Origin of the sequence: Chromohalobacter sp. 296-RDG, assembly GCF_029889885.1 — a bacterium.
In the GTDB taxonomy this organism is placed as follows: Bacteria; Pseudomonadota; Gammaproteobacteria; order Pseudomonadales; family Halomonadaceae; genus Chromohalobacter.
In genome coordinates, this window is sequence record NZ_JARANY010000009.1 from 38,963 (window position 1) to 59,492 (window position 20,530).

The following is a 20,530-nucleotide window of genomic DNA, read 5'->3' on the forward strand; positions in this document are numbered from 1 at the left end:
CGCTACGCGTCTCCGCCCGTGTCGCGCTCGAAAAGCGCGGAGACAAAATCCTCGGCGGCGAACGGTCGCAAATCATCGAGGGTCTCACCCACACCGATGAAACGAATCGGCGTACCCAGTTGCTTGGCCAGGGCGAAGATGATGCCGCCCTTGGCGGTGCCATCGAGCTTGGTCAAGGTGATGCCCGTCACCGGTACCGCCTCGTTGAAGGTGGAAGCCTGTGAAAGCGCGTTCTGGCCCGTTCCAGCATCCAACACCAGCATCACCTCATGCGGGGCCTGCTCATCGAGTTTGGCCATGACGCGGCGCACCTTCTTGAGCTCTTCCATCAGATGGTTCTTGTTATGCAGGCGCCCGGCTGTATCGGCGATCAGCACGTCAATATCGCGTGCCTTGGCGGCAGAGAACGCATCATAGATGACCGACGCGCTATCGGAACCGGTGTGCTGCGCTACCACCGGCACCTGATTGCGATCGCCCCATACCTTGAGCTGCTCCACCGCTGCCGCACGGAAGGTGTCACCCGCCGCCAGCATCACACTGCGCCCCTCGTTCTGGAAACGCTGTGTCAGCTTGCCGATGGTGGTGGTCTTGCCAACGCCATTGACGCCCACCATCAGGATCACGAACGGCCCCTCCCCCTTGGGCGGCAACGCCAACGGCTGGGCGACCGGGTCGAGCATATCCTGGAGTTCTTCCTGCAAGGCTGAGTAGAGCGCCTGCGGATCCTTGAGTTCCTTGCGCGAGACACGCTCGGTCAGGCGGTCGATGATCTCGGTGGTTGCCTCGATCCCCACATCCGCCATCAGCAGCTGGGTCTCGAGATCCTCCATCAACTCATCGTCGATCTGTTTCTTGCCCAGAAACAGCCCCGCCAGACCCTCGGTGAAATTGGCGCGCGTCTTGCCGAGGCCCGACTTGATGCGTGCGAACCAACTCTTCTTGGGGCGCTCCCGGGGTTGCGTCACGCTGGCCGGCTCGTCGACCTTTGGCGCTGTCACAGCCTCGTCGGTACGCGCTTCATCTGCTTCGTCGGGATCGGGATCGGGATCGGGATCGGGATCGGGATCGGGATCGGGATCGGCAATCGTCGTCGGCTCGGCCGCAGCCTGAGAAGACGTTGGCGTCGCCTCTTCAGCAGCCGATGGGGAAGACGCCGGCGGTGCCTCATCGTCTGCCGAGTCCTCGTGACCGGCACTGCCCTCTTCAGTGTCGAGCGCCGCCGCATCCTCTTGCGACTCATCGACGTCTTGGGCGGGAGAATCTTGCTTCTTCTTGCGCTTTAAAAAACCGAACATGGGCGTGATCTACGTCTACGCGGACGACGCGCGCCACGCTTCCCGCGACACGGCGGCAATGACGCTCGGCATCCTGAAGTGTCTGAATCGCCACATCCTATCACTGTGCAACGGGTGGCGGTACAATCCGCCGATCATGAATCGACGTCGCTCTTCCTCAGCCAAGCGTGCCGCCCGTGGCACGCACCGCGTCTCGCCGTCACGTGCGAGCGGGCGCTTGCGCCTCATCGGCGGCGACTACCGTCGCCGTCAGCTGCCCGTGCTCGAGCGGCCCGGCTTACGCCCCACGCCGGATCGCATCCGGGAGACACTGTTCAACTGGCTGGCCTTCGAGCTCGCCGGCGCACACGTTCTAGACTTGTACGCCGGCACCGGCGCACTAGGACTGGAGGCACTCTCGCGCGGCGCCGTTCAAGCCCTTTTCGTGGAGACCGACCGCGATGTCGCAGCCAGCCTGAGCACCAATATCGCCACGCTGGACGCCAACGGCCATGTGCGTCGCCAAGCCGCCCTGGAATTTCTCGCAGGCCCCATCACACCCTTCGATATCGTGTTCCTTGATCCCCCCTTTCGCCAGGGCCACGCCGTCGACGCCTGCCAAGCGCTGGAGGCACACGGTTGGCTGAGTGAGGAGGCGTTGATCTATCTGGAAATAGAGCACGAGTGCGAGCCTCGGGTACCCGCTAACTGGCAACTACATCGCGAGGTACGCGCGGGCGATGGCATCGGGCGTCTTTATCGCCGTCACGGACACGATATCTGACGCCCTGTCGGGGCTCGGAGACGCTTGTCGCGCGCGCCGCGCGCGCGTACGCTAACCACCAACGGCTCGGCAAGATTCGCCCGTGCCACTCGCATCGCCCCATCCAACGTGTAGGAGAAGTCCATGAGCCTCGAACTCTTCAACCAGCTCGAGCAGAAGGTGCAGAATGCTGTCGAGACCATCGAGATGCTGAAAATGGAAGCAGAAGAGCTGCGCGAGGAGAACACGCGCCTCAAGCAGGAGCGTGACGAATGGGAACGCCGCCTTAACGGGCTGCTAGGCAAGTTCCAGGATCTCGAAGACGACGCCGGCGATAACGCGCAAAACCAGTAACTCAGACTCGATACTCCAGACCGGGAAGCGCGGTCAGTCGGCCGCTCGCACCTCAAGCGGCCTCGACATCAGAACCGCCGCTTCACGCTCCCCCCCTCTGGTACCGAGGGGGGGATAGTAACCGCGCCGACGCCCATCCTCGCCAAAACCGTATTGACGGTACAGCGCCAGGGCCGGCGCGTTGTTTTCGCGCACTTCCAGCAGTAAGCGCTCGGCACCGCCTTGTCGGGCGCGCGTCACGAGGTGCGCGAGCAGCATGCCAGCTACGCCCTGGCGGCGCGCGTGTGGCGCCACGGTGATCGCTTGCAGCTCGGCCTCGAAGGGCAACCAGGCAAGCACCGCATGCCCCAGCAGGGTCGCGCCCTGCCATGCGCCCCAGACGTCCAGCGTGTCATCGTCGAGTGCCCGCTCGAGGATCGCCCGCTTCCAGGGATGTGCCTGCCCCGCTTCCTCGAGCGCCTCGACGGCATTCAGATGTGCCGCAGCGAGACGCTCAAGGCGCATCGTCGTGTCCCGCCCAGGCCTCACGCCACGCCGCAAGCTGCGGCCAGAGCGCGCGCTTGGCGGCAGCGGATGACTTAAGCGCTGCCAGCGACGGGAGTGTCCAGCAAGGCAAGCTCAAGGTCTCGCTGCGCGCGTCCTCGAGGGCCAGTACCGCGTTCAGGGTCGTATCCTGGCCGAACACCAATAGCCGCTCGGGACGCCAGCCTCGCCGCGCCTGACCAGCGAGATAGGCACGCAGACCATCGCGTGCCTCGTCCAGAGGCGCCGTAACCGATGCGTTATCGACGAGCGGCCATTGAAAACTGCGGAACTCGAGCGCCGCATCCACGCTGATGCCGGCCGCACGCAGCAGGTTGCCAAGCAGCTCACACGCCGTACGGTCAGGTGCATTCACCTCAGGCACCAGCAGCAACCAGCGCCCCTCCAAGGCCGCGACTTGCAGGTCATAGCGTAGTGCCGCGTGCGTCTCGGTCTCGCCGACATCAGCGGTCGGCGCTGCCGGCTCAGCGGCAGGTTCCGGCACCGAGGGCGACGACTCAGTGGGCGCATCGCCTAGCAATAATGCCCGTGCAGACCCACTAGCAGCCGGCTTATCGGTATCTCGCGATAGCGTCGCCCCCGGCGACATTTCTCCCGAAGGTGACATCGACGGCGCCTTCGCTGCATCGTCGAGCAGCGCTTGCAAGCGCTCACCATGACTCGTCGGCGCTTCAACCGGCGGCGCCTCCCATTCGCATACAGGCGTAGGCAACGCATTGGGCAACCGATAACGGCTAGTCCACGCGCCGAGCCCCATAGCCTCGAGATATTGCAACCGCTGGGCGTCGCCTACCATGTCAGCGTGCGCCGCCGCCTCGACAATTGGGAGAATCCGGGCGCGCCGCAGCACGCTGGTGCCATTCCTCAGGCGTATAAAGGTGCAAAGCCAAGGCGTGCACCGGGCCGGAAAGCTCGTCAGCGAGCAGCGCGTAGACCTGCTGATGGCGCTTGACCGGCATCAGGCCCGCGAAGCGCTCGGCGACCAACGTCACTTTGAAGTGCGTTTCGGAGTCCGACGGCACATTGTGCATGTAGCTTTCGTTCTCGACCGCCGCATGCTCGGGGTCGAGTGACTGCAGCTTCTCTTCGATACGTGCCTGAACACTCATGACACCTGCCTCCTCTGTCGGATACGCGTCATTGTAACGTTTCCCGCGGTGGGGAATAAGCATCGCTCACGCCTCGGCGCGCGCCAGCGGAATTCGCCACACGCTGAGTGCCAACGCCACCACCACACTGGCGCAGCCTAGCCACAGCGCATACGACAGCGATCCCCAGGAAAGCGCCAGCATCAATCCCACTGAGGCGGTCCCCAAGGCCTGGCCGAAGGTCCGCACCGAGGCCAGCACACCCGAGGCATTGGCGCTGTATGTCAGCGCGACGCTGCCGATCATTTCGCGATTGTTGGGCGCCTGGAACAGACCATAGCCGACCCCGCACAACACCGCGCGCCAAGCGATCGACACGGCGCCGGACTCCGCCGTCAACGTCACCAGACTCAGCATCCCGAGCAGGAAGATCGCCAGGCCGAGCGACGAGATCAGCGTCGGATTGAAGCGGTCGGCGAGCCGCCCCGAGAGTGGCCCCACCAGCATCAACGCCAGCGGCCAGGGGGTGAATAGCAGGGCAGCCTCGAGTGGTGCCGCGCCCATCACCGTCTGAAACATGAACGGCAGCCCCACGAAGGTGATTCCCTGGGCAACGAAGGCCATCAACGAGATCATCGCGGCGATGCTAAAACGCGTGGCACGAAACATGGGCAACGGTACCAAAGGCGCATCCGCGCGACGTTGGCGCCATACGAACAGCACCAGGCACAACACGCTTCCCAGCAACGGCAACCAGGCACTCGTACCGTGCGCACCGTGGCCGATATGATCGAGTGAAAACACGAAACCGCTGAGCATCGAAGCCGACAACAGAGCTCCCAGCCAATCGAATCCCCGCGACTCGATGGTCTCGCCGGGTAGCGCGCGCATCCCCAGGATCAAGGCCAGCAGCCCCAATGGCAGATTGATGGCGAACAGCCACGGCCAACTCGCGAAATGCAGGATAATGCCACCCAGCGATGGACCGAAGGCGATGCCAAAGGCCACCACCAGGGCCCCCATACCGATTGCCGAGCCCAGCAGGCGCGAGGGGAAAATCAAGCGGTACATGGACGGGCCGATGCTCAACATCGCCGCAGCGCCGATGCCTTGCAACATGCGCGATGCTACCAGCCACTCGAAACTGCGCGACAACGCACAGCACAACGAGGCCAGCACGAACAACGCCAGACCGCCCAAGTACAGGCGTCGCCGCCCGATGAGCCGACTCAAGGCGGCAAACCCCAGCAACAGGGCTGCGCACACCAGTTGATAGACGTTGGCGATCCACACCGCACGCGACTCGCTCACCGACAACTCTTGCGCCAGGGTGGGTAACGCGATGTTGACGATGCCGTTATCGAGTACCGACATCAACGTCCCCAGCACCATCACCAGCATCGCCAAGCGGCGTTGAGGGCCAGGCAAACCTTCATCGCCAGGACGTGTCACGAAAAGACGCCGCATCAGCACGTCGCCACGCCTTTGACCACCACCAACGCCCTTGTCTCGCGACACACCGAAGGCTTAAAAGCCACCGCGTACCGGTTCTCTACACCACTCACCGAAGGCGTCAATCCTCGTCGGTTTCCAGCAGCAGTCCATCGTCGATCTCGGAAATCTCGAGCGGCACTTCATCATCGAGATCCAACGCCAGATAACTATGCTCGACGATGAGGAACCGTTCGAACAGCGCCCAGTCGAGCGGTTCCGGCCACTGGCGCTCATCTTCTTCCCAAGCGCTCAACTCGTTCTCGAGCAGATCGAGGTGGCGCTCGCGCACGTAGGCAGCCAGCACCTCGGGCGAGTCCATTTCCGGAATCAGGTAAACGGTACTTTCACGTTCGACATCGTCGAGGGTCAGGTCGTCCTCACCGACGGTGGGCTCCAGCGAGTTGATCCAGTCAACGAACGCCTGAGTCGGCTTGACGCTCAGCGCAGAGCGATTGAGCAGCTTCATCGGTGTCACCTCTTTTGGGAACCGCTCGGGGTCGGCGGAATTCGAACCGCAGCCATTATGGGCGCTCACCGCGCCCCTTACCAATAACTCTTGCGCGGCTTCGCCGCGAGCCGCGAGCCGCGAGCCGCGAGCCGCGAGCCGCGAAAGTCAGTATCGAGTCATGCCGAAAGCTCACAACCCATTCTCGTAGCTCGTAGCTCGTAGCTCGTAGCTCGTAGCTCGTAGCTCGTAGCCATGGATGTTGACCTTTCTTCCAGCTTATAACTTCTAACTGACAGCTCTGGGCGAAGCCCAGCCTTATTCCGGGCGCATCGCCGGGAACAACAACACATCCCGAATCGATGGGCTATCGGTCAACAGCATGATCAAGCGATCGATACCGATGCCCTCGCCCGCCGTCGGCGGCAGACCGTATTCCAGCGCGCGGACGTAATCGGCATCGTAATACATCGCTTCCAGATCGCCGGCGTCTTTCTCGACCGCCTGCTCGGCGAAGCGCTCGGCCTGATCCTCGGCATCGTTGAGCTCGGAGAAGCCGTTGGCGAGCTCGCGGCCACCCACGAAGAACTCGAAGCGGTCGGTGACGTGAGGATTGGTATCGTTGCGCCGCGCCAGCGGACTGACCTCGGCCGGATATTCAGTGATGAACGTCGGCTGTTCGAGCTTTTCCTCGGCGACGTGCTCGAATATTTCGGTCTGCAGCTTGCCCAGACCCCAGTTCGGCTTGACCGGAACCCTCAAACGCTCGCAGGTCGCCTGAGCACCTTCGAAGGTATCGATGTCGCCTTCGCCGATACCGTCGCCGTATTCCAGAATCGACTGACGCAGAGTGAGACGCTGGAAGGACTCGCCAAGGTCGTAGCGTGCTCCCTGGTAGTCGATCGTCGTCGTGCCCAGCACGTCGCGCGCAACCTCACGAATCATCGCTTCGGTCAGGTCGAGCAGGTCTCGATAATCGGCATAGGCCCAATAGAACTCGAGCATGGTGAACTCGGGATTGTGGCGCGTCGACAATCCCTCGTTACGGAAATTGCGGTTGATCTCGAACACACGCTCGAAGCCACCGACCACCAGCCGTTTGAGGTACAGTTCCGGCGCGACACGCAGGTACATGTCGATGTCCAGCGCATTGTGATGCGTGACGAACGGCCGCGCCGTGGCGCCACCGGGAATCTGCTGCAGCATCGGCGTTTCGACTTCCATGAAGCCGCGTTCGACCAGGAAGCGCCGAATGCCAGCGATCACTCGAGAACGTACCTCGAAGACGCGCCGCGACTCGGGATTCATGATCAAGTCGACGTAGCGCTGGCGATAGCGTGCCTCGGTGTCGGTCAGGCCGTGGAACTTGTCGGGCAGGGGCCGCAGGCTCTTGGTCAGCAAGCGCGCCTCGCCCATCTTCACGTACAGATCGCCCTTGCCTGATTTATGCACCGGCCCGCGCGCCGCGACGATATCGCCGATGTCCCAGCTCTTGACGTCTTCCAGCACCTCAGCGGGCAGACCTTTCTTGTCGACATACAGCTGAATCTGGTCGGAAACGTCCTGAATGACGATGAAAGGCCCGCGCTGGCGCATGATGCGCCCGGCAACCGAAGCCTGACGGTCGAGCGTTTCCAACTCGGCCTTTTCCTTGTCGCCCAATTCAGCCTGTAATTCGGCGGCAAGGCTATCGCGACGAAAATCATTAGGGAAGGCACTACCGCCCTCTTCTGCAGCTTGGGCACGGCGTGCCGCCAACTTGGCACGACGTTCCGCAATCAGGTGATTCTCGTCGTGTTGAGAGGAGTCTTGGTTGGCCATGTCGTTACCTATGAAGAATTGGCTACGGGATGCGAACGGCGGGCCACGGGCACCATCGCTCACCGCCCGTGGCTAGAAGCGCGAGGCTATAGCCCTTGTTTCAGGCTCGCCTCGATGAACTGATCCAGGTCGCCGTCGAGCACTTTCTCGCAGTTGCTGGACTGCACACTGGTACGCAAGTCCTTGATGCGCTGGTCATCGAGCACATAGGAGCGGATCTGACTGCCCCAGCCGATATCCGATTTGTTGTCTTCGGCTTCCTGCTTGGCGGCGTTGCGCTTGTCCATTTCCCTCTCCCACAACTTCGCCCTGAGCTGCTTCATGGCGAAGTCGCGGTTGGCGTGCTGGCTGCGCTGACCCTGGCACGCCACCACGATCCCCGTGGGTTCGTGGGTGATACGCACCGCCGAGTCGGTCGTGTTGACGTGCTGGCCGCCCGCACCGCTGGAGCGATAAGTATCGACACGCAGATCGGATGAATTGATCTCGATCTCGAAGTTGTCGTCGATTTCCGGCGATAGAAACACCGAGGCGAACGAGGTATGACGACGCCCACCCGAGTCGAACGGGCTCTTGCGCACCAGGCGATGCACGCCGGTCTCGGTGCGTAGCCAACCGAAGGCGTAATCGCCTTGAATGTGCAATGTCGCCGACTTGATGCCCGCCACATCACCGCTGGACAACTCGATGATATCGGTCTTGAAGCCGTGGTGCTCGCACCAGCGCAAGTACATGCGCAGCAATATGTTGGCCCAGTCCTGCGCCTCGGTGCCGCCAGACCCGGCCTGGATATCGAGATAGGCGTTGTTGGTGTCCATCTCGCCGGAAAACATACGCTGGAACTCGAGCTTGGCGAGCTGTGACTCGAGCTTTTCGAGTTCGCCTCGCACTTCATCGACGGTGGCGTCGTCTTCCTCCATCACCGCCAGATCGAGCAGTTCTTGATGATCCGTCAGGCCTCGGTCCAGCGCATCGAAGGTTTCGACGACCGCCACCAGAGTAGCACGCTCCTTGCCCAGATTCTGTGCGTAGTCTGGATCGCTCCAGACATCCGGGTTTTCCAGTTCGCGGGTGACTTCCTCTAGCCGTTCTTTCTTTGCGGCATAGTCAAAGATACCCCCTCAGGACGTCTGTCCGTTCGGACAGGTCCTTGATGAGGTGATTGATCGGGTTGATCTCTTGCATGGGAATCCTTTTCAGGCGCGCTGATTCGCACCGCAGCGGCATGCTTGCCGGTCCACGGTGAAGAAAAGAGAACATTGTAGCCAATGCACCCGCGAGCGGCTATCCCATGCTGCGCTTTGCGGCATCAGCAAGCGCTCTATTGAATATATGCAAAAGCATATACGAAATTTGCAATGGACACGTTTCACCAGACGGGGAGAAAGTGATTCGACAGATGTGGTGTCTTACACGGCATCCGACACAACAACAAGCGGGACCCACAACATGCTTCGACAATCGCATACCCTACTCGGCGCCATGGCGCTTTCTTACTTGGCTCTGGCCACGCAGGCCCAGGCCGAGACACTGAATATCGGCGTCATGGGCGAACTCGCTTCCTTCGACACCTCGCAGGTCTCCGGCGGCGTCTGGGAATCTCAGGTGTTGATGGATGTCTACGAAGGCCTACTCAAGAAAAATTCCGAGGGCAAAGCTATCCCCGGCATGGCGGCCGACTGGGACATCTCCGAAGACGGCAAGACCTACACCTTTTACCTCCGCGACGACGCCAAGTGGTCCGATGGCGAACCGGTCACCGCAGAGGATTTCGTCTTCGGCTGGCAGCACCTTCTCGACCCGGCCAGCGCCTCGAAATACGCCTACCTGCTCTACCCGATCAAAAATGCCGAAGCCATCAATACCGGCGCAAAATCGCTCGACGCCCTGGGCGTGGAGTCACTCGATGGCGGCAAAACGTTCAAGGTGACCCTCAACGCGCCGATACCTTACTTCCCGCAATTGCTGACCCATTACACCACCTACCCCCTGCCCAAGCATGCTATCGACGAATACGGCAAGCAGTGGGTCAAGATGGACAATATCGTCACCAACGGCGCATTCAAACCCGAAGAGTGGGTCTCGCAGTCGCGTATCACCGTCGACAAGAATCCCGAATACTACGATGCCGACGAGGTCAGCCTCGACAGCGTGAATTACTTCAATACCGAAGATCGCAACGCCGGGATCTCACGTTTCCGTGCCGGCGAACTGGATGTACTGCGTGAATATCCCTCGAGCCGTTACCAGTGGCTCGAGAAAAACCTGCCAGAAGCCACTCACCTGAGTCCGATGCTGGGGTCCTACTACTACGTACTCAATACCCGCGAAGGCCGTCCGACCGCCGACAAACGCGTCCGCGAGGCATTGAACCTGGTCGCACGTCGTAAGGTACTCTCCGAGCAGATCATGGCCGGCAGTTTCAAGGACGCCTATGCGTTAGTTCCTCCGGGGACTAGCCACTACGACGTTCAGCAAATGGATGGTGTCGAGGGCGACTACGCCAAACGCTTGGCCAAAGCCAAGCAACTGATCAAGGAGGCCGGTTACGGCCCCAATCACCCATTGCATCTGAAATTGCGCTATAACACGTCCGACGAACACAAGAAGATCGCCATCGCCTTGGCGGCGATGTGGAAGCCGCTGGGTGTCGAGGTCGAAATGACCAATGCCGAAGCCACCGTGCACTACCAGACCATTCAGGAAGGTGACTTCGACGTTGCACGCGCCGGCTGGATCGCCGACTACAACGATGCCGAAAACTTCCTGACGCTGCTGCGCAGCGGCGTGGGCAACAACTATGGCGCTTACTCCAACCCCAAATACGACAAGCTGCTCGACCAGGCCGCCAGCACTCAAGACCTGGACAAGCGCGAGGCGCTCCTCGAGCAGGCCGAAAACGTCGTCCTCGATGACTACGCCTTGGTTCCGTTGCTCTACTACGTGACACGCAACCTGGTAAATCCCGAGATCACCGGTTGGCAGGACAATGCCGAAGATGACCACCCCTCACGCTGGGTGAAGTTCTCCGAGTAATCGCTCTTCCCCATGACGAATCCGCCGTCCCATAGGGGGGCGGCGTACGGAATCCCCCATGCTGACCTATACCCTGAAGCGCCTGCTCATGGCGATTCCTACCCTACTGATCGTGATCACGATCTCGTTTTTCCTGATGCGCGTGGCGCCGGGTGGGCCGTTCGACGGCGAGCGCCAGTTACCCCCGGAAATCGAAGCCAACCTCAAGGCGGCGTATCACCTTGACGAGCCATTGCCTCAGCAATACCTGCGCTACATGGGCAATCTCTTGCAGGGCGATTTCGGGCCGTCGTTCAAGTACAAGGATTTCTCGGTCACCGAGCTGATCGCTCAAGGCTTCCCGGTGAGTCTCGAGATCGGCGGCCTGGCAATTCTTCTCGCGCTATTGATAGGCCTCCCGCTGGGCATCATCGCTGCCTTGCGACGCAACTCGATGATCGATTACACGGTAATGGGCACGGCGTTGGCGGGTATCGCAGTGCCCAACTTCGTGATCGCGCCGATCCTGGCGCTGGTATTCGGCGTCCTGCTTGCCTGGCTCCCGGCCGGTGGCTGGAACGGCGGCGCCCTACCCAATCTGGTGTTGCCGGTGATCGCCTTGTCGATTCAGCAGATCGCCTACATCGCACGCATGATGCGCGCTAGCATGATCGAGGTGCTGGGCAGCCACTACATTCGCACGGCGCGCGCCAAAGGACTTTCCGAGCGTCAGGTGATCTGGCGCCACGCCATTCGCCCTGCACTGCTCCCCGTGACTTCCTACCTGGGTCCGGCGATCGCCGGAATCATCACCGGCTCGGTGGTGATCGAGCAGATTTTCGGTATCCCGGGCATCGGACGTTACTTCGTTCAGGCCGCGCTCAACCGCGATTACACCCTGGTAATGGGCACGGTGGTGTTCTACGGCGCACTGATCGTGCTGATGAACCTGCTCGTCGACCTGCTCTATTCCGCGCTCGATCCGCAAATCCGTTATGACGACTGACCGGCGAGAAACGACCATGACGACGGAAACCACGTCCTACAGCGGGCACAATCTACCTCCCGGCAGCCCCAATCCGTCGGCCGAGCCCGACCCCGTGGCGGGCGAAAGCCTCGGACAAGATGCCTGGCGACGGCTCAAGCAGAACAAGGCGGCGATGGTCAGCCTGATCTTGCTGATCCTCATCAGCACGGTATGCGTGATCGGCCCCTACCTGCTTCCCTGGGGCCTCGCCGAGGTCGACTGGAACGCCTTCAGCGCCGCGCCGAGCCTCGAGAGCGGCCACTTTCTGGGTACCGATGCCAACGGCCGCGACCTCTTGACCCGCACGCTCTATGGCGGCCGCGTATCGCTATCGGTGGCCTTGGTGGCCACCTTCGTCAGCCTGGTGATCGGAGTGCTCTACGGGGCCATCTCCGGCTATGTCGGCGGGCGCCTGGACAGCGCCATGATGCGCTTCGTCGACATCATGTACTCGCTGCCGTTCATGTTCCTGGTAATCCTGTTGATGGTGGTGTTCGGGCGTAACATCTTCCTGATCTACGCCGCCATCGGTGCGGTCGAGTGGCTCGACATGGCGCGCATCGTGCGCGGCCAGACACTGGCGCTCAAGCAGCGCGAGTTCATCGAAGCCGCTCACGCATTAGGGGTCCGCGATCGCAAGATCGTCACCCGCCACCTGATCCCCAACGCCATCGGTCCAGTGATCATCTACGTCACGTTGACCGTGCCCAAGGTCATCCTGCTCGAGAGTTTCCTGTCTTTTCTCGGTCTCGGAGTGCAGGAGCCGCTGACCAGTTGGGGCGTCTTGATTTCCGAAGGCACCGACATGATGCAGAGCGCGCCGTGGCTGCTGCTGGTGCCGTCGCTGTTCCTCGCCGTAACACTGTTCTGTCTCAACTTCCTGGGCGATGGGTTGCGCGACGCTCTGGATCCGAAAACACGCTGAGGTGACCGTGACTGACAACCTGCTTGAAATCGACAACCTGAGCGTCGACTTCCAACTGCCCACCGGGACCGTCTCGGCGGTCCAGGATGTGAGCTTTTCCATCCAACCCGGCGAGACGCTGGCGCTGGTCGGTGAATCAGGCTCCGGCAAGTCGGTGTCCTCGACCGCCGCGATGCGACTCTTGCCTGAGTTAGCCCAAACGTCTGGCGCCATCCGCTTCAAGGGTGAGGACCTGCTGAGCGTCACACCCAAACGCATGCGCCGCATCCGCGGCAATGCCATCTCGATGATCTTCCAGGAGCCGATGACCTCGCTCAATCCCTTACAGCGCATTGGAGCGCAGATCGCCGAGGTGCTGGAAAAGCACCTCAGTCTCAATAGGCGTCAAGCGCGCCCCAAGGTCATCGAACTTCTCGAGCAGGTCGGGATACCCGACCCTTCTCGGCGCATCGACAGCTATCCCTATGAGCTCTCCGGCGGCCAACGCCAGCGGGTACTGATTGCCATGGCACTGGCCTGCGAGCCGGAGCTTTTGATCGCCGACGAGCCCACCACCGCGCTCGATGTCACCGTCCAGGCGCAGATTCTGGCGCTGCTCAAGGATCTTCAGGCGCGCTACGGCATGGCGATTTTGTTCATCACCCACGACTTGGGGATAGTGCGTCACTTCGCCGACCGTGTGTGTGTAATGCGCCACGGTGAACACGTCGAATCCGGCACCATTAGCGAGGTATTCGGCAATCCCCGACACGATTACACACGCATGCTGATCGAGGCCGACCCCCGTGGTCGCAAGGCGCCGGTCGACACGACAATGCCAGTGCTTCTGGAAGCGAAGGACGTGCGTGTACGTTTTGCGCTCAAAAAGCACCTGTTGCATGACAACGAGTACTTCGAGGCGGTACGCGGCATCGACCTGAGCATTCGTCGCGGGCAGACCGTGGGCATCGTCGGTGAGTCCGGCTCGGGCAAGTCGACGCTGGGCAGGGCGCTGTTGCGCCTGCTCAAGAGTCGCGGCGAGATTCGCTTCGATGGCAGCGATATCGCCACGCTCGATACCGGCAGCATGCGACCGCTGCGTTCACGCATGCAGGTGGTCTTCCAGGACCCCTTCGGCTCGCTGTCGCCGCGCCTGACCGTCGGCGAGGTCATCAGCGAAGGCCTGCGTGTTCACTACCCCGAGCTCAATCGCCACCAGCGCGAGACGCGAAGAATCGAGACGCTCGAGGAAGTTGCGCTAGACCCGGCGATGCGCAACCGCTATCCCCACGAGTTCTCCGGCGGCCAGCGTCAGCGCATCGCCATCGCCCGGGCGCTGGTACTCAAGCCGGAATTCCTGTTGCTCGACGAACCTACCTCGGCGCTCGACCGCTCGGTACAGGTCACGGTGATCGACCTGCTGCGCGACCTGCAGCAAAAGCATGACCTGACCTACCTGTTCATCAGTCACGACCTCTCGGTCGTGCGTGCTCTGGCCGATACCGTGCTGGTGATGAAGGACGGCCAGGTGGTCGAGCAGGGCACCACCGAGGAGATCTTCGCCAACCCGCGCGAACGCTATACCCAGGAACTGATGAGGGCCGCCTTCGTCGACGCCGCTGCTTGACTTCAACCTCCCCCTCGTAATTCCCGCTGCAGACGTCTTACGTTTGCAGCGGCGGCATTGAATGGCACGACCTTGACATATGCTAAATACACACTCTGAACTGTGGCGTAGCCTCAACGCGTTCGTCTAGCAAACTTGGCGAGCTACAAAGACATACACGGCTATGTTTGTCGCTGCCAACCTCTCCGACTACGTTTACACAGGGGATGGCAGCAGCACCGTTCCTAGCAGACTAATGGAGGAGTTTGCGATGAAAGAGACTCAAGACCTTTTCCCGACGCGCCTGGAACGCAAACTGGGAATGTTCGAGCGCATCGACCCGGTGGTGCATAGCGAAGGCGAGCAACGCAAGGGGCCACTCAGCGAAGCCGAGCTCGACGAGTTCGAACGCAAGGGCTTCCTATCCTTCGAGGGATTTTTCGGCGAAGACGAGATGGCCGCGTTTCTGGATGAATTGGCCGACTACGAGAACGACGATGACCTCAAGCTCTCCGAAGGCACCATCCTGGAGCCCAGCAAGCAGGAAATTCGTTCGATCTTCGGTATCCACGAGGTATCCGAGCGTTTCAGCCGCCTGACACGCGACCCGCGCCTATTGGCGATGGTCCAGCAAATTCTCGGTGGCGATGCCTATATTCATCAGTCACGGATCAACTACAAGCCCGGCTTCAAAGGCAAAGGTTTCGACTGGCATTCCGATTTCGAGACCTGGCACAGCGAAGATGGCATGCCCCGCATGCGCTCGGTGAGCTGTTCGATCATTCTCACCGAAAACGGAGAATTCAACGGCCCGCTGATGCTGGTGCCCGGCTCGCATAATTACTTCGTTCCCTGCGTGGGCCGCACGCCGGAGAACAACTATAAAGAGTCGCTGAAAAGCCAGGAAATCGGCGTGCCGGACGATGCCAGCCTGCGCGAATTGATGCTCAAGGGCGATATCGAAGCGCCCAAGGGGCCTGTCGGCTCGCTGGTGATGTTCGAGTGCAACACTCTGCATGGCTCGAATACCAACATGTCGTGCTGGCCACGCAGCAACCTGTTCTTCGTCTATAACAGTGTCGAGAACACGCTGCACAACCCGTACTGCGGTAACCGCCCTCGACCCGAGTTTCTCGCCAACCGCAAGGACTGGGGCCCTCTGAAGCCTGTCGGATGAGACATCGTCAGGGAAGGTAGGGAGCTGTCTTCGCCAATGACACGGCCTTGAGCATGGCCGGTCACCCTGAAACGATGAACCCCGGCAACTCGCCGGGGTTCATCGCTATCAATACGGGTTGAAGCCTCGGTTCAGAAACGATAATCCATCGACAGTGCGAAGACGTTGGCGTCGACTTCATAGGTACCGGAAAGATCTCCGCGGGTCGCATTCTCGTTGGTCGGCGTTGCGTTCTGATCGATATCGCCATCATCACCGAACACGCGCATGTACCCTGCCGTCACACCAAACTCCGACGTCGGCATCCAGGTCGCACCGAGTGTCGCCCAACGGCGGTCGGCATCCGGTACACGCGGCGTGCGATGCTCGCTGTCCGGAACCGGCGATTCGTCGACCCCCAGCCCCGTTCTCAACATCCACTGCGAGTTGAGCCGATAGTTGGCCCCGACCGAGAAGGCCCAGGTATCGTCCCAGTTTTCGGTCGTGGTGCTCAGTTCGCGGCCACCAGACTCGACGGTCAGTTCCTTGAAGCTGCTCCATTCCGTCCATTCAGCGTTCGCCATCAAGGCAAGCCGATCGGTCAACTGATGATAGATGCCCAGGTTGAGGTTGGCCGGAGTGGTGATATCCGCCTTGCCTCCGGCATCTTGTAATGACGAATTCGCCAGCACTTGCTGGCCAACCGGATCGCTAGAGCTGTAATCGACGTCACCGTCCAGCGTCAGCTCGACTTCTGAGCGGTAGCTGATGCCCAGGCGAGTCCGCTCGGTCGCCTGGAATAACGCCCCCAGGGTATAGCCGTAACCCCAATCATCGCCGGTCACCTCGGCCATGCCGTCATTAGCACCCGGTGCAGCACCAGGCACACTTGCCAAAGCTCCCTGCCCACCTAGATCGATGGCATTAGACAGAGTAGCGTCAGCATACTGGGCACGCAGCCCCACCGCCAAGTTGAGACGATCGGTGGCACGGTAGTTCAGTGTCGGCTGTATATCGATGGTCTCGAGCTCAGTTTCGACAGCGTGATAGCGGCCGATCCACTCCTTGTCATACTTCGTCGAGAGGCCATACGGCGCAGAGATCGCAAGACCCAAATCGAACCGTTCATTCAGGCGCGTCTTGAAGGCAAAGCTGGGCACCCAGGCTTCCTCGCCGCCTTCGCGCGAGCCGCCACGATCATAGCTCACCGGTGATCCGGCTGGGCTCGCCGAGGCATCGGTCAATTCGAAGTTGGCATCGAGATAGGAAATACCGCCCGCTATTTGAGTGCCCTCGACATTACCGATGGCTGCCGGATTAAAGGTCATGTAACTGACATCCTCGGCACCGGCCGCCGCACCTGCCATGGCGTTACCCAATGCCTTGGCGCTCTGTTCACGAACCTGAAAGCCCGATGCGGCAGCCTGACCGGACACCATCACGGCAGATGCCAGGGTCACAGCGACAGTGAGCTTGTTGATATTGTTATGCATGAAAACGTCCTCTTCTGCGGAGACGTGGAGGAGAAAATCTTCTAGATTTTTTGCCTTTGTCCGAATAATGGCGTGCCTTTTCGTTTTGGCCGATGGGCGTTTTCAAGTCAAGAGCAAACGTTTGTTTTAATCCTGGAAACGCTCATTCTTTAGTCTTACCAAGACTCTCTTTTCTAGTGTCTTTAACAGCAGGCGGAGTATTTATGTATTTATTTCAATGCATTAAAAGAAGACATTGGAAATAGACTGGATCTTCCTTGACCTTTGTGTCACCCAAAGGTTTTAGACTTGTCTCATCATTCAGGAGGGTGCCATGAAAGTCAGCGATCTGGCCCGAGCCGCCGACGTCACCGGCGAAACAGTGCGCCATTACACACGCGAGGGGCTACTGCATCCGCAACGCGACCCCGACAACGGCTATCAGCTCTACGATGCCAACGACCTCAATCGCCTGCGTTTCATCCAGCGCGCACGCACGCTGGGGTTCAGTCTTCGCGAGGTGCGCGAGATTCTCGAGCATGCCGACCATGGCGACTCTCCATGCCCCATGGTGCGCGACCTGCTGGCCGAACGATTGCCGGAAATTCAATCGCGCATCCGTGAGCTGCAGGCCCTGGCGACGCGCATGGAACACGCTTTGGCCGCCTGGAGGGATATGCCGGATGGCACGCCCGACGGCCATAGCTTGTGCCGGCTGATCGAGAGCCTACCCATGGAAAGTGATGACGATTTCTCACGCCAGGCGCCATGAGCGCCCCGAACGGAGAACGCAAGATGAGCACAACGGCTCCCCATTCCTTCACCGTGCCCGGCATGAGCTGCCAGGGGTGCGTCAAACGCATGCGCGAGGCTATCCAAGCCGGGGATGATCAAGCTGAAGTCACCGGCGAGCCCGATGAAAAGCATCTCGACGTCAGATCATCTCTGGGCGCGGAGCGCCTGAGCGCGTTGCTCGAGCAAGCCGGTTATCCCCCCGAAACCTCGGCTGCTACAAGCAGCACGCACCATTTCCAAGTGCCCGGCATGAGCTGCCAGGGCTGCGTCAAACGCATGCGCGAGGCGGTTCAGGCCGAGGACGATCAAGCCGAGGTCACCGGCGAGCCCGATGAAAAGTCTCTCGACGTCAAATCATCTCTGGACGCAGAGCGCCTGAGCGCGTTGCTCGGGCAAGCCGGCTACCCTCCGGAAACGACGACCAGTGCCGCTGACGACAGCGCATCATCGACGGCCTCGAGCGGCGACCGGCAAGACACCGAGGCAACGCCCGACGGGGCGCCCGTTCGCCTATCGTTGTCCGGCATGACCTGCGCCGGCTGCGTCAACACCGTTACCCAGGCCTTGAACGCCACGCCCGGCGTGCGCTCGGCCAGCGTCAACTTCGGCTCGCATACCGCCGAGGTCTTCGGTGACACGCGCCCCCAACAGCTGGTGGATGCCGTTGAAGCGGTCGGCTACGGTGCCGAGCCCATCGAGGATCTCGGCCAGGCCGCACGCACCCGTGAGCAAAACGAGGCGCGCGAATATCGCCAACGGCTCCGCGACACCGCATTGGGGCTCATCCCCGGAGTGCTGCTGATGGGCAGAATGCTGTTCCATCAGCCACAGTTGAGCGGGCCGGAACGCTGGGTCTGGCTGCTGATCGGCGTGGTCACGCTGGGCATCATGGCCACGGCGGGCCGACGCTTCTTCGTCAATGCCTGGAAGACCTTCCGTCATCATCAAGCCAACATGGATACCCTGATCGCCGTCGGTACCGGCACAGCCTGGCTCTATTCGATGACGGTGGTACTGATCCCCGAGGCGATCCCAGTCGCCGCGCGCGGGCTCTATTTCGAAGCCTCGGTGATGATCATCGGCCTGATCAGCCTCGGCAATGCCATGGAACTGCGCGCCCGGGGGCGTACCTCACGGGCGCTCAATCGCCTGCTCGACCTGCAGGCGCCCACCGCCCGGGTGATTCGTGAAGGCGACGAGCGCGACATACCGCTCGAAGAAGTCGCCGTCGATGAGCGAATCCGCGTGCGCCCCGGCGAGCGCCTAGCCGTGGATGGTCGCGTCGAGGAAGGCGACAGCCATATAGACGAATCGATGCTAACCGGCGAGCCCCAGCCCGTCGCCAAGCATCCCGGCGACGAGGTCAGTGCGGGTACGGTCAACGGCCGTGGCACACTGGTCTATATTGCCACCCGTATCGGCGCCGACAGTCGCCTGGGACGCATCGTCGAGCAAGTGGCCAGCGCCCAGAACTCACGTCCTCCCATCGGCGCCCTGGCCGACCGAATTTCCGCCGTCTTCGTGCCCAGCGTGTTGATCATCGCCGTCCTCACGGCGCTGGTCTGGTTCAATTTCGGCCCCGCGCCGCAGTTGGTCCACATGCTGGTTACCGCCACCACCGTACTGATCATCGCCTGCCCATGCGCCCTGGGTCTGGCGACACCGATGTCGACCATGATCGGCGTCGGCAAGGCCGCCGAGCACGGCATCCTGGTGCGCGACGGCGAGGCACTGCAGACCGCCAGCAAACTGACCACGCTGGTCGTCGACAAGACCGGCACCCTGACCGAGGGTCGCCCGCGCGTGACTGCTGCCCAGTGGGCCACCGAGGATATCCACACCGCATTGAGCTGGGTGGCGGCCCTCGAACGCGGCTCCGAGCATCCCCTCGCCGAGGCACTCGGCGACTACGCCGACCAACAGGGCGCCACGCAGACCGCACTTCCCGAGTTGCGCGAGTTTCAAGCGCTCAGCGGGCGTGGCGTCACCGCCGTCACCGACACAGGCCAGTCGCTGCGACTCGGCAACGCCGCTCTGATGCACGAAAGCGATGTCGAACTGGGCCAGGCCCAGGCATGGGGAGCTGAGCTTGAAGGCAAGGCGCAGACACCGCTCTATCTGGCCGCCGACGGGCAGGTGCTGGGCGTCTTCGGCATCAGCGACCCGCTGCGCGAGGATAGCCGCGAAGCCGTGGCGCGCTTGCAGGCGGACGGCATCGAAGTGGTCATGCTGACCGGCGATAACGCACACACCGCCCGGGCCGTGGCACAAGCGCTGGGAATCGCGCGTGTCGAGGCCGAGCTATTGCCCGAGGACAAGCGCGAGATCGTCGCGCGGCTGCAACGCGACGGCCATCTCGTCGGCATGACCGGCGACGGCATCAACGACGCCCCGGCCCTGGCGCAAGCCAACGTAGGCTTCGCCATCGGCCAAGGCACCGACGTGGCGATCGAATCGGCGGGCATCACGCTGATGCGCAATTCGCTCCACGGCGTGGCCGATGCTATCGAGATCAGCCGCGCCACGCTGCGCAACATCAAACAGAACCTGTGGGGCGCCTTCGGCTACAACGGCCTGGGGATTCCCATCGCCGCCGGGGTGTTCTATCCGCTGACGGGAATGCTGCTCTCGCCCATCGTCGCCGCCGTGGCCATGTCACTGTCCTCGGTCACCGTGGTCAGCAACGCCAACCGGTTGAGGCTTTTCAAATCCACGGCACACAGTGCCAGAACATCCGAGGAGGCCGCATGACACTGCTCATCAATCTGAT

18 protein-coding genes are annotated in these 20,530 nt (G+C 61.4%); 9 read left to right on the forward strand and 9 right to left on the reverse strand.

Going from position 1 to position 20,530, the window contains the following annotated elements; translation table 11 throughout:
* Positions 1 to 2: 2 nt before the first annotated feature.
* On the reverse strand, positions 3 to 1,298 hold the full coding sequence (gene ftsY, locus OP495_RS05680; RefSeq protein ID WP_280567763.1) for a signal recognition particle-docking protein FtsY: 1,296 nt from the start codon (positions 1,296 to 1,298) through the stop codon (positions 3 to 5).
* Between ftsY and rsmD the strand changes: the two genes are divergently transcribed.
* Positions 1,276 to 2,061, forward strand: a complete 786-nt coding sequence (gene rsmD / locus OP495_RS05685; RefSeq protein ID WP_348521298.1) for a 16S rRNA (guanine(966)-N(2))-methyltransferase RsmD — start codon at positions 1,276 to 1,278, stop codon at positions 2,059 to 2,061. The two genes, ftsY and rsmD, sit on opposite strands and share 23 nt — an antisense overlap.
* A 123-nt stretch (positions 2,062 to 2,184) precedes the next feature.
* On the forward strand, positions 2,185 to 2,394 hold the full coding sequence (locus tag OP495_RS05690; protein WP_280567764.1) for a cell division protein ZapB: 210 nt from the start codon (positions 2,185 to 2,187) through the stop codon (positions 2,392 to 2,394).
* A 33-nt stretch (positions 2,395 to 2,427) separates the two neighbouring features.
* Here OP495_RS05690 and rimI read toward each other — a convergent pair whose 3' ends face one another.
* From rimI to prfB, 7 genes are all read right to left on the reverse strand, one after another.
* Positions 2,428 to 2,898 (reverse strand): ribosomal protein S18-alanine N-acetyltransferase, encoded by a 471-nt coding sequence (gene rimI, locus OP495_RS05695; RefSeq protein ID WP_280567766.1) that lies wholly within the window; start codon positions 2,896 to 2,898, stop codon positions 2,428 to 2,430.
* A complete protein-coding gene (locus OP495_RS05700; RefSeq protein ID WP_280563617.1) occupies positions 2,888 to 3,787 on the reverse strand; it encodes a hypothetical protein in 900 nt (299 codons plus the stop codon). Before OP495_RS05700 ends, rimI begins: the two co-directional genes overlap by 11 nt.
* Positions 3,735 to 4,046 (reverse strand): BolA/IbaG family iron-sulfur metabolism protein, encoded by a 312-nt coding sequence (locus tag OP495_RS05705; RefSeq protein WP_280563618.1) that lies wholly within the window; start codon positions 4,044 to 4,046, stop codon positions 3,735 to 3,737. The genes OP495_RS05700 and OP495_RS05705 overlap by 53 nt, the downstream gene beginning before the upstream one ends.
* A 66-nt stretch (positions 4,047 to 4,112) precedes the next feature.
* Complete coding sequence (locus OP495_RS05710) at positions 4,113 to 5,492, reverse strand: MFS transporter (protein ID WP_280567815.1); 1,380 nt, start codon at positions 5,490 to 5,492, stop codon at positions 4,113 to 4,115.
* A 106-nt stretch (positions 5,493 to 5,598) separates the two neighbouring features.
* The gene (locus OP495_RS05715) at positions 5,599 to 5,985 is read right to left on the reverse strand and encodes a hypothetical protein (protein WP_280563619.1); all 387 of its coding nucleotides are present in this window, start codon (positions 5,983 to 5,985) and stop codon (positions 5,599 to 5,601) included.
* Positions 5,986 to 6,282: 297 nt separating this feature from the next.
* On the reverse strand, positions 6,283 to 7,785 hold the full coding sequence (gene lysS / locus OP495_RS05720) for a lysine--tRNA ligase (protein ID WP_280567768.1): 1,503 nt from the start codon (positions 7,783 to 7,785) through the stop codon (positions 6,283 to 6,285).
* Between the two features lie 86 nt (positions 7,786 to 7,871).
* Positions 7,872 to 8,970 (reverse strand): peptide chain release factor 2 gene (gene prfB, locus OP495_RS05725; protein ID WP_280567769.1). Its coding sequence is split into 2 segments (ribosomal slippage): positions 7,872 to 8,894 and positions 8,896 to 8,970, totalling 1,098 coding nucleotides; the frame shifts between segments, so codons are not numbered across the junction.
* Between the two features lie 264 nt (positions 8,971 to 9,234).
* Between prfB and OP495_RS05730 the strand changes: the two genes are divergently transcribed.
* From OP495_RS05730 to thpD, 5 genes are all read left to right on the forward strand, one after another.
* Positions 9,235 to 10,821 carry a peptide ABC transporter substrate-binding protein gene (locus OP495_RS05730; RefSeq protein ID WP_280567771.1) on the forward strand — a complete coding sequence of 529 codons (1,587 nt, stop codon included), beginning with the start codon at positions 9,235 to 9,237 and terminating at the stop codon, positions 10,819 to 10,821.
* A gap of 58 nt (positions 10,822 to 10,879) precedes the next feature.
* The gene (gene oppB, locus OP495_RS05735) at positions 10,880 to 11,806 is read left to right on the forward strand and encodes an oligopeptide ABC transporter permease OppB (RefSeq protein ID WP_280567774.1); all 927 of its coding nucleotides are present in this window, start codon (positions 10,880 to 10,882) and stop codon (positions 11,804 to 11,806) included.
* Positions 11,807 to 11,822: 16 nt separating this feature from the next.
* Complete coding sequence (locus OP495_RS05740) at positions 11,823 to 12,752, forward strand: ABC transporter permease subunit (protein WP_280563624.1); 930 nt, start codon at positions 11,823 to 11,825, stop codon at positions 12,750 to 12,752.
* 7 nt (positions 12,753 to 12,759) lie between these two features.
* Entirely contained in the window at positions 12,760 to 14,358 is a 1,599-nt protein-coding gene (locus OP495_RS05745; protein ID WP_280567777.1) for an ABC transporter ATP-binding protein, read from the forward strand.
* Between the two features lie 250 nt (positions 14,359 to 14,608).
* Positions 14,609 to 15,514: an ectoine hydroxylase gene (gene thpD / locus OP495_RS05750; protein WP_280563626.1), complete on the forward strand. Its 906-nt coding sequence runs from the start codon at positions 14,609 to 14,611 to the stop codon at positions 15,512 to 15,514.
* A 131-nt stretch (positions 15,515 to 15,645) separates the two neighbouring features.
* Here the strand turns inward: thpD and OP495_RS05755 are convergent, their stop codons facing one another.
* Positions 15,646 to 16,986 (reverse strand): outer membrane protein transport protein, encoded by a 1,341-nt coding sequence (locus OP495_RS05755; RefSeq protein WP_280567780.1) that lies wholly within the window; start codon positions 16,984 to 16,986, stop codon positions 15,646 to 15,648.
* A gap of 313 nt (positions 16,987 to 17,299) precedes the next feature.
* On the opposite strand from OP495_RS05755, the gene OP495_RS05760 reads away from it, so the two are divergent.
* Positions 17,300 to 17,737: a MerR family DNA-binding protein gene (locus tag OP495_RS05760; RefSeq protein WP_280563628.1), complete on the forward strand. Its 438-nt coding sequence runs from the start codon at positions 17,300 to 17,302 to the stop codon at positions 17,735 to 17,737.
* A 23-nt stretch (positions 17,738 to 17,760) separates the two neighbouring features.
* Positions 17,761 to 20,511 (forward strand): heavy metal translocating P-type ATPase, encoded by a 2,751-nt coding sequence (locus OP495_RS05765; protein ID WP_280567784.1) that lies wholly within the window; start codon positions 17,761 to 17,763, stop codon positions 20,509 to 20,511.
* Positions 20,512 to 20,530 lie beyond the last annotated feature (19 nt).

Bases quoted from the DNA above. Each gene is read 5' to 3' on its own strand.
- OP495_RS05690 (WP_280567764.1), top strand. From the start codon at position 2,185: ATGAGCCTCGAACTCTTCAACCAGCTCGAGCAGAAGGTGCAGAATGCT.
- OP495_RS05715 (WP_280563619.1), bottom strand. From the start codon at position 5,985: ATGAAGCTGCTCAATCGCTCTGCGCTGAGCGTCAAGCCGACTCAGGCG.
- OP495_RS05765 (WP_280567784.1), top strand. From the start codon at position 17,761: ATGAGCACAACGGCTCCCCATTCCTTCACCGTGCCCGGCATGAGCTGC.
- lysS (WP_280567768.1), bottom strand. From the start codon at position 7,785: ATGGCCAACCAAGACTCCTCTCAACACGACGAGAATCACCTGATTGCG.
- oppB (WP_280567774.1), top strand. From the start codon at position 10,880: ATGCTGACCTATACCCTGAAGCGCCTGCTCATGGCGATTCCTACCCTA.
- OP495_RS05730 (WP_280567771.1), top strand. From the start codon at position 9,235: ATGCTTCGACAATCGCATACCCTACTCGGCGCCATGGCGCTTTCTTAC.
- OP495_RS05755 (WP_280567780.1), bottom strand. From the start codon at position 16,986: ATGCATAACAATATCAACAAGCTCACTGTCGCTGTGACCCTGGCATCT.
- OP495_RS05710 (WP_280567815.1), bottom strand. From the start codon at position 5,492: ATGCGGCGTCTTTTCGTGACACGTCCTGGCGATGAAGGTTTGCCTGGC.
- rimI (WP_280567766.1), bottom strand. From the start codon at position 2,898: ATGCGCCTTGAGCGTCTCGCTGCGGCACATCTGAATGCCGTCGAGGCG.
- OP495_RS05760 (WP_280563628.1), top strand. From the start codon at position 17,300: ATGAAAGTCAGCGATCTGGCCCGAGCCGCCGACGTCACCGGCGAAACA.
- thpD (WP_280563626.1), top strand. From the start codon at position 14,609: ATGAAAGAGACTCAAGACCTTTTCCCGACGCGCCTGGAACGCAAACTG.
- OP495_RS05705 (WP_280563618.1), bottom strand. From the start codon at position 4,046: ATGAGTGTTCAGGCACGTATCGAAGAGAAGCTGCAGTCACTCGACCCC.
- ftsY (WP_280567763.1), bottom strand. From the start codon at position 1,298: ATGTTCGGTTTTTTAAAGCGCAAGAAGAAGCAAGATTCTCCCGCCCAA.
- OP495_RS05740 (WP_280563624.1), top strand. From the start codon at position 11,823: ATGACGACGGAAACCACGTCCTACAGCGGGCACAATCTACCTCCCGGC.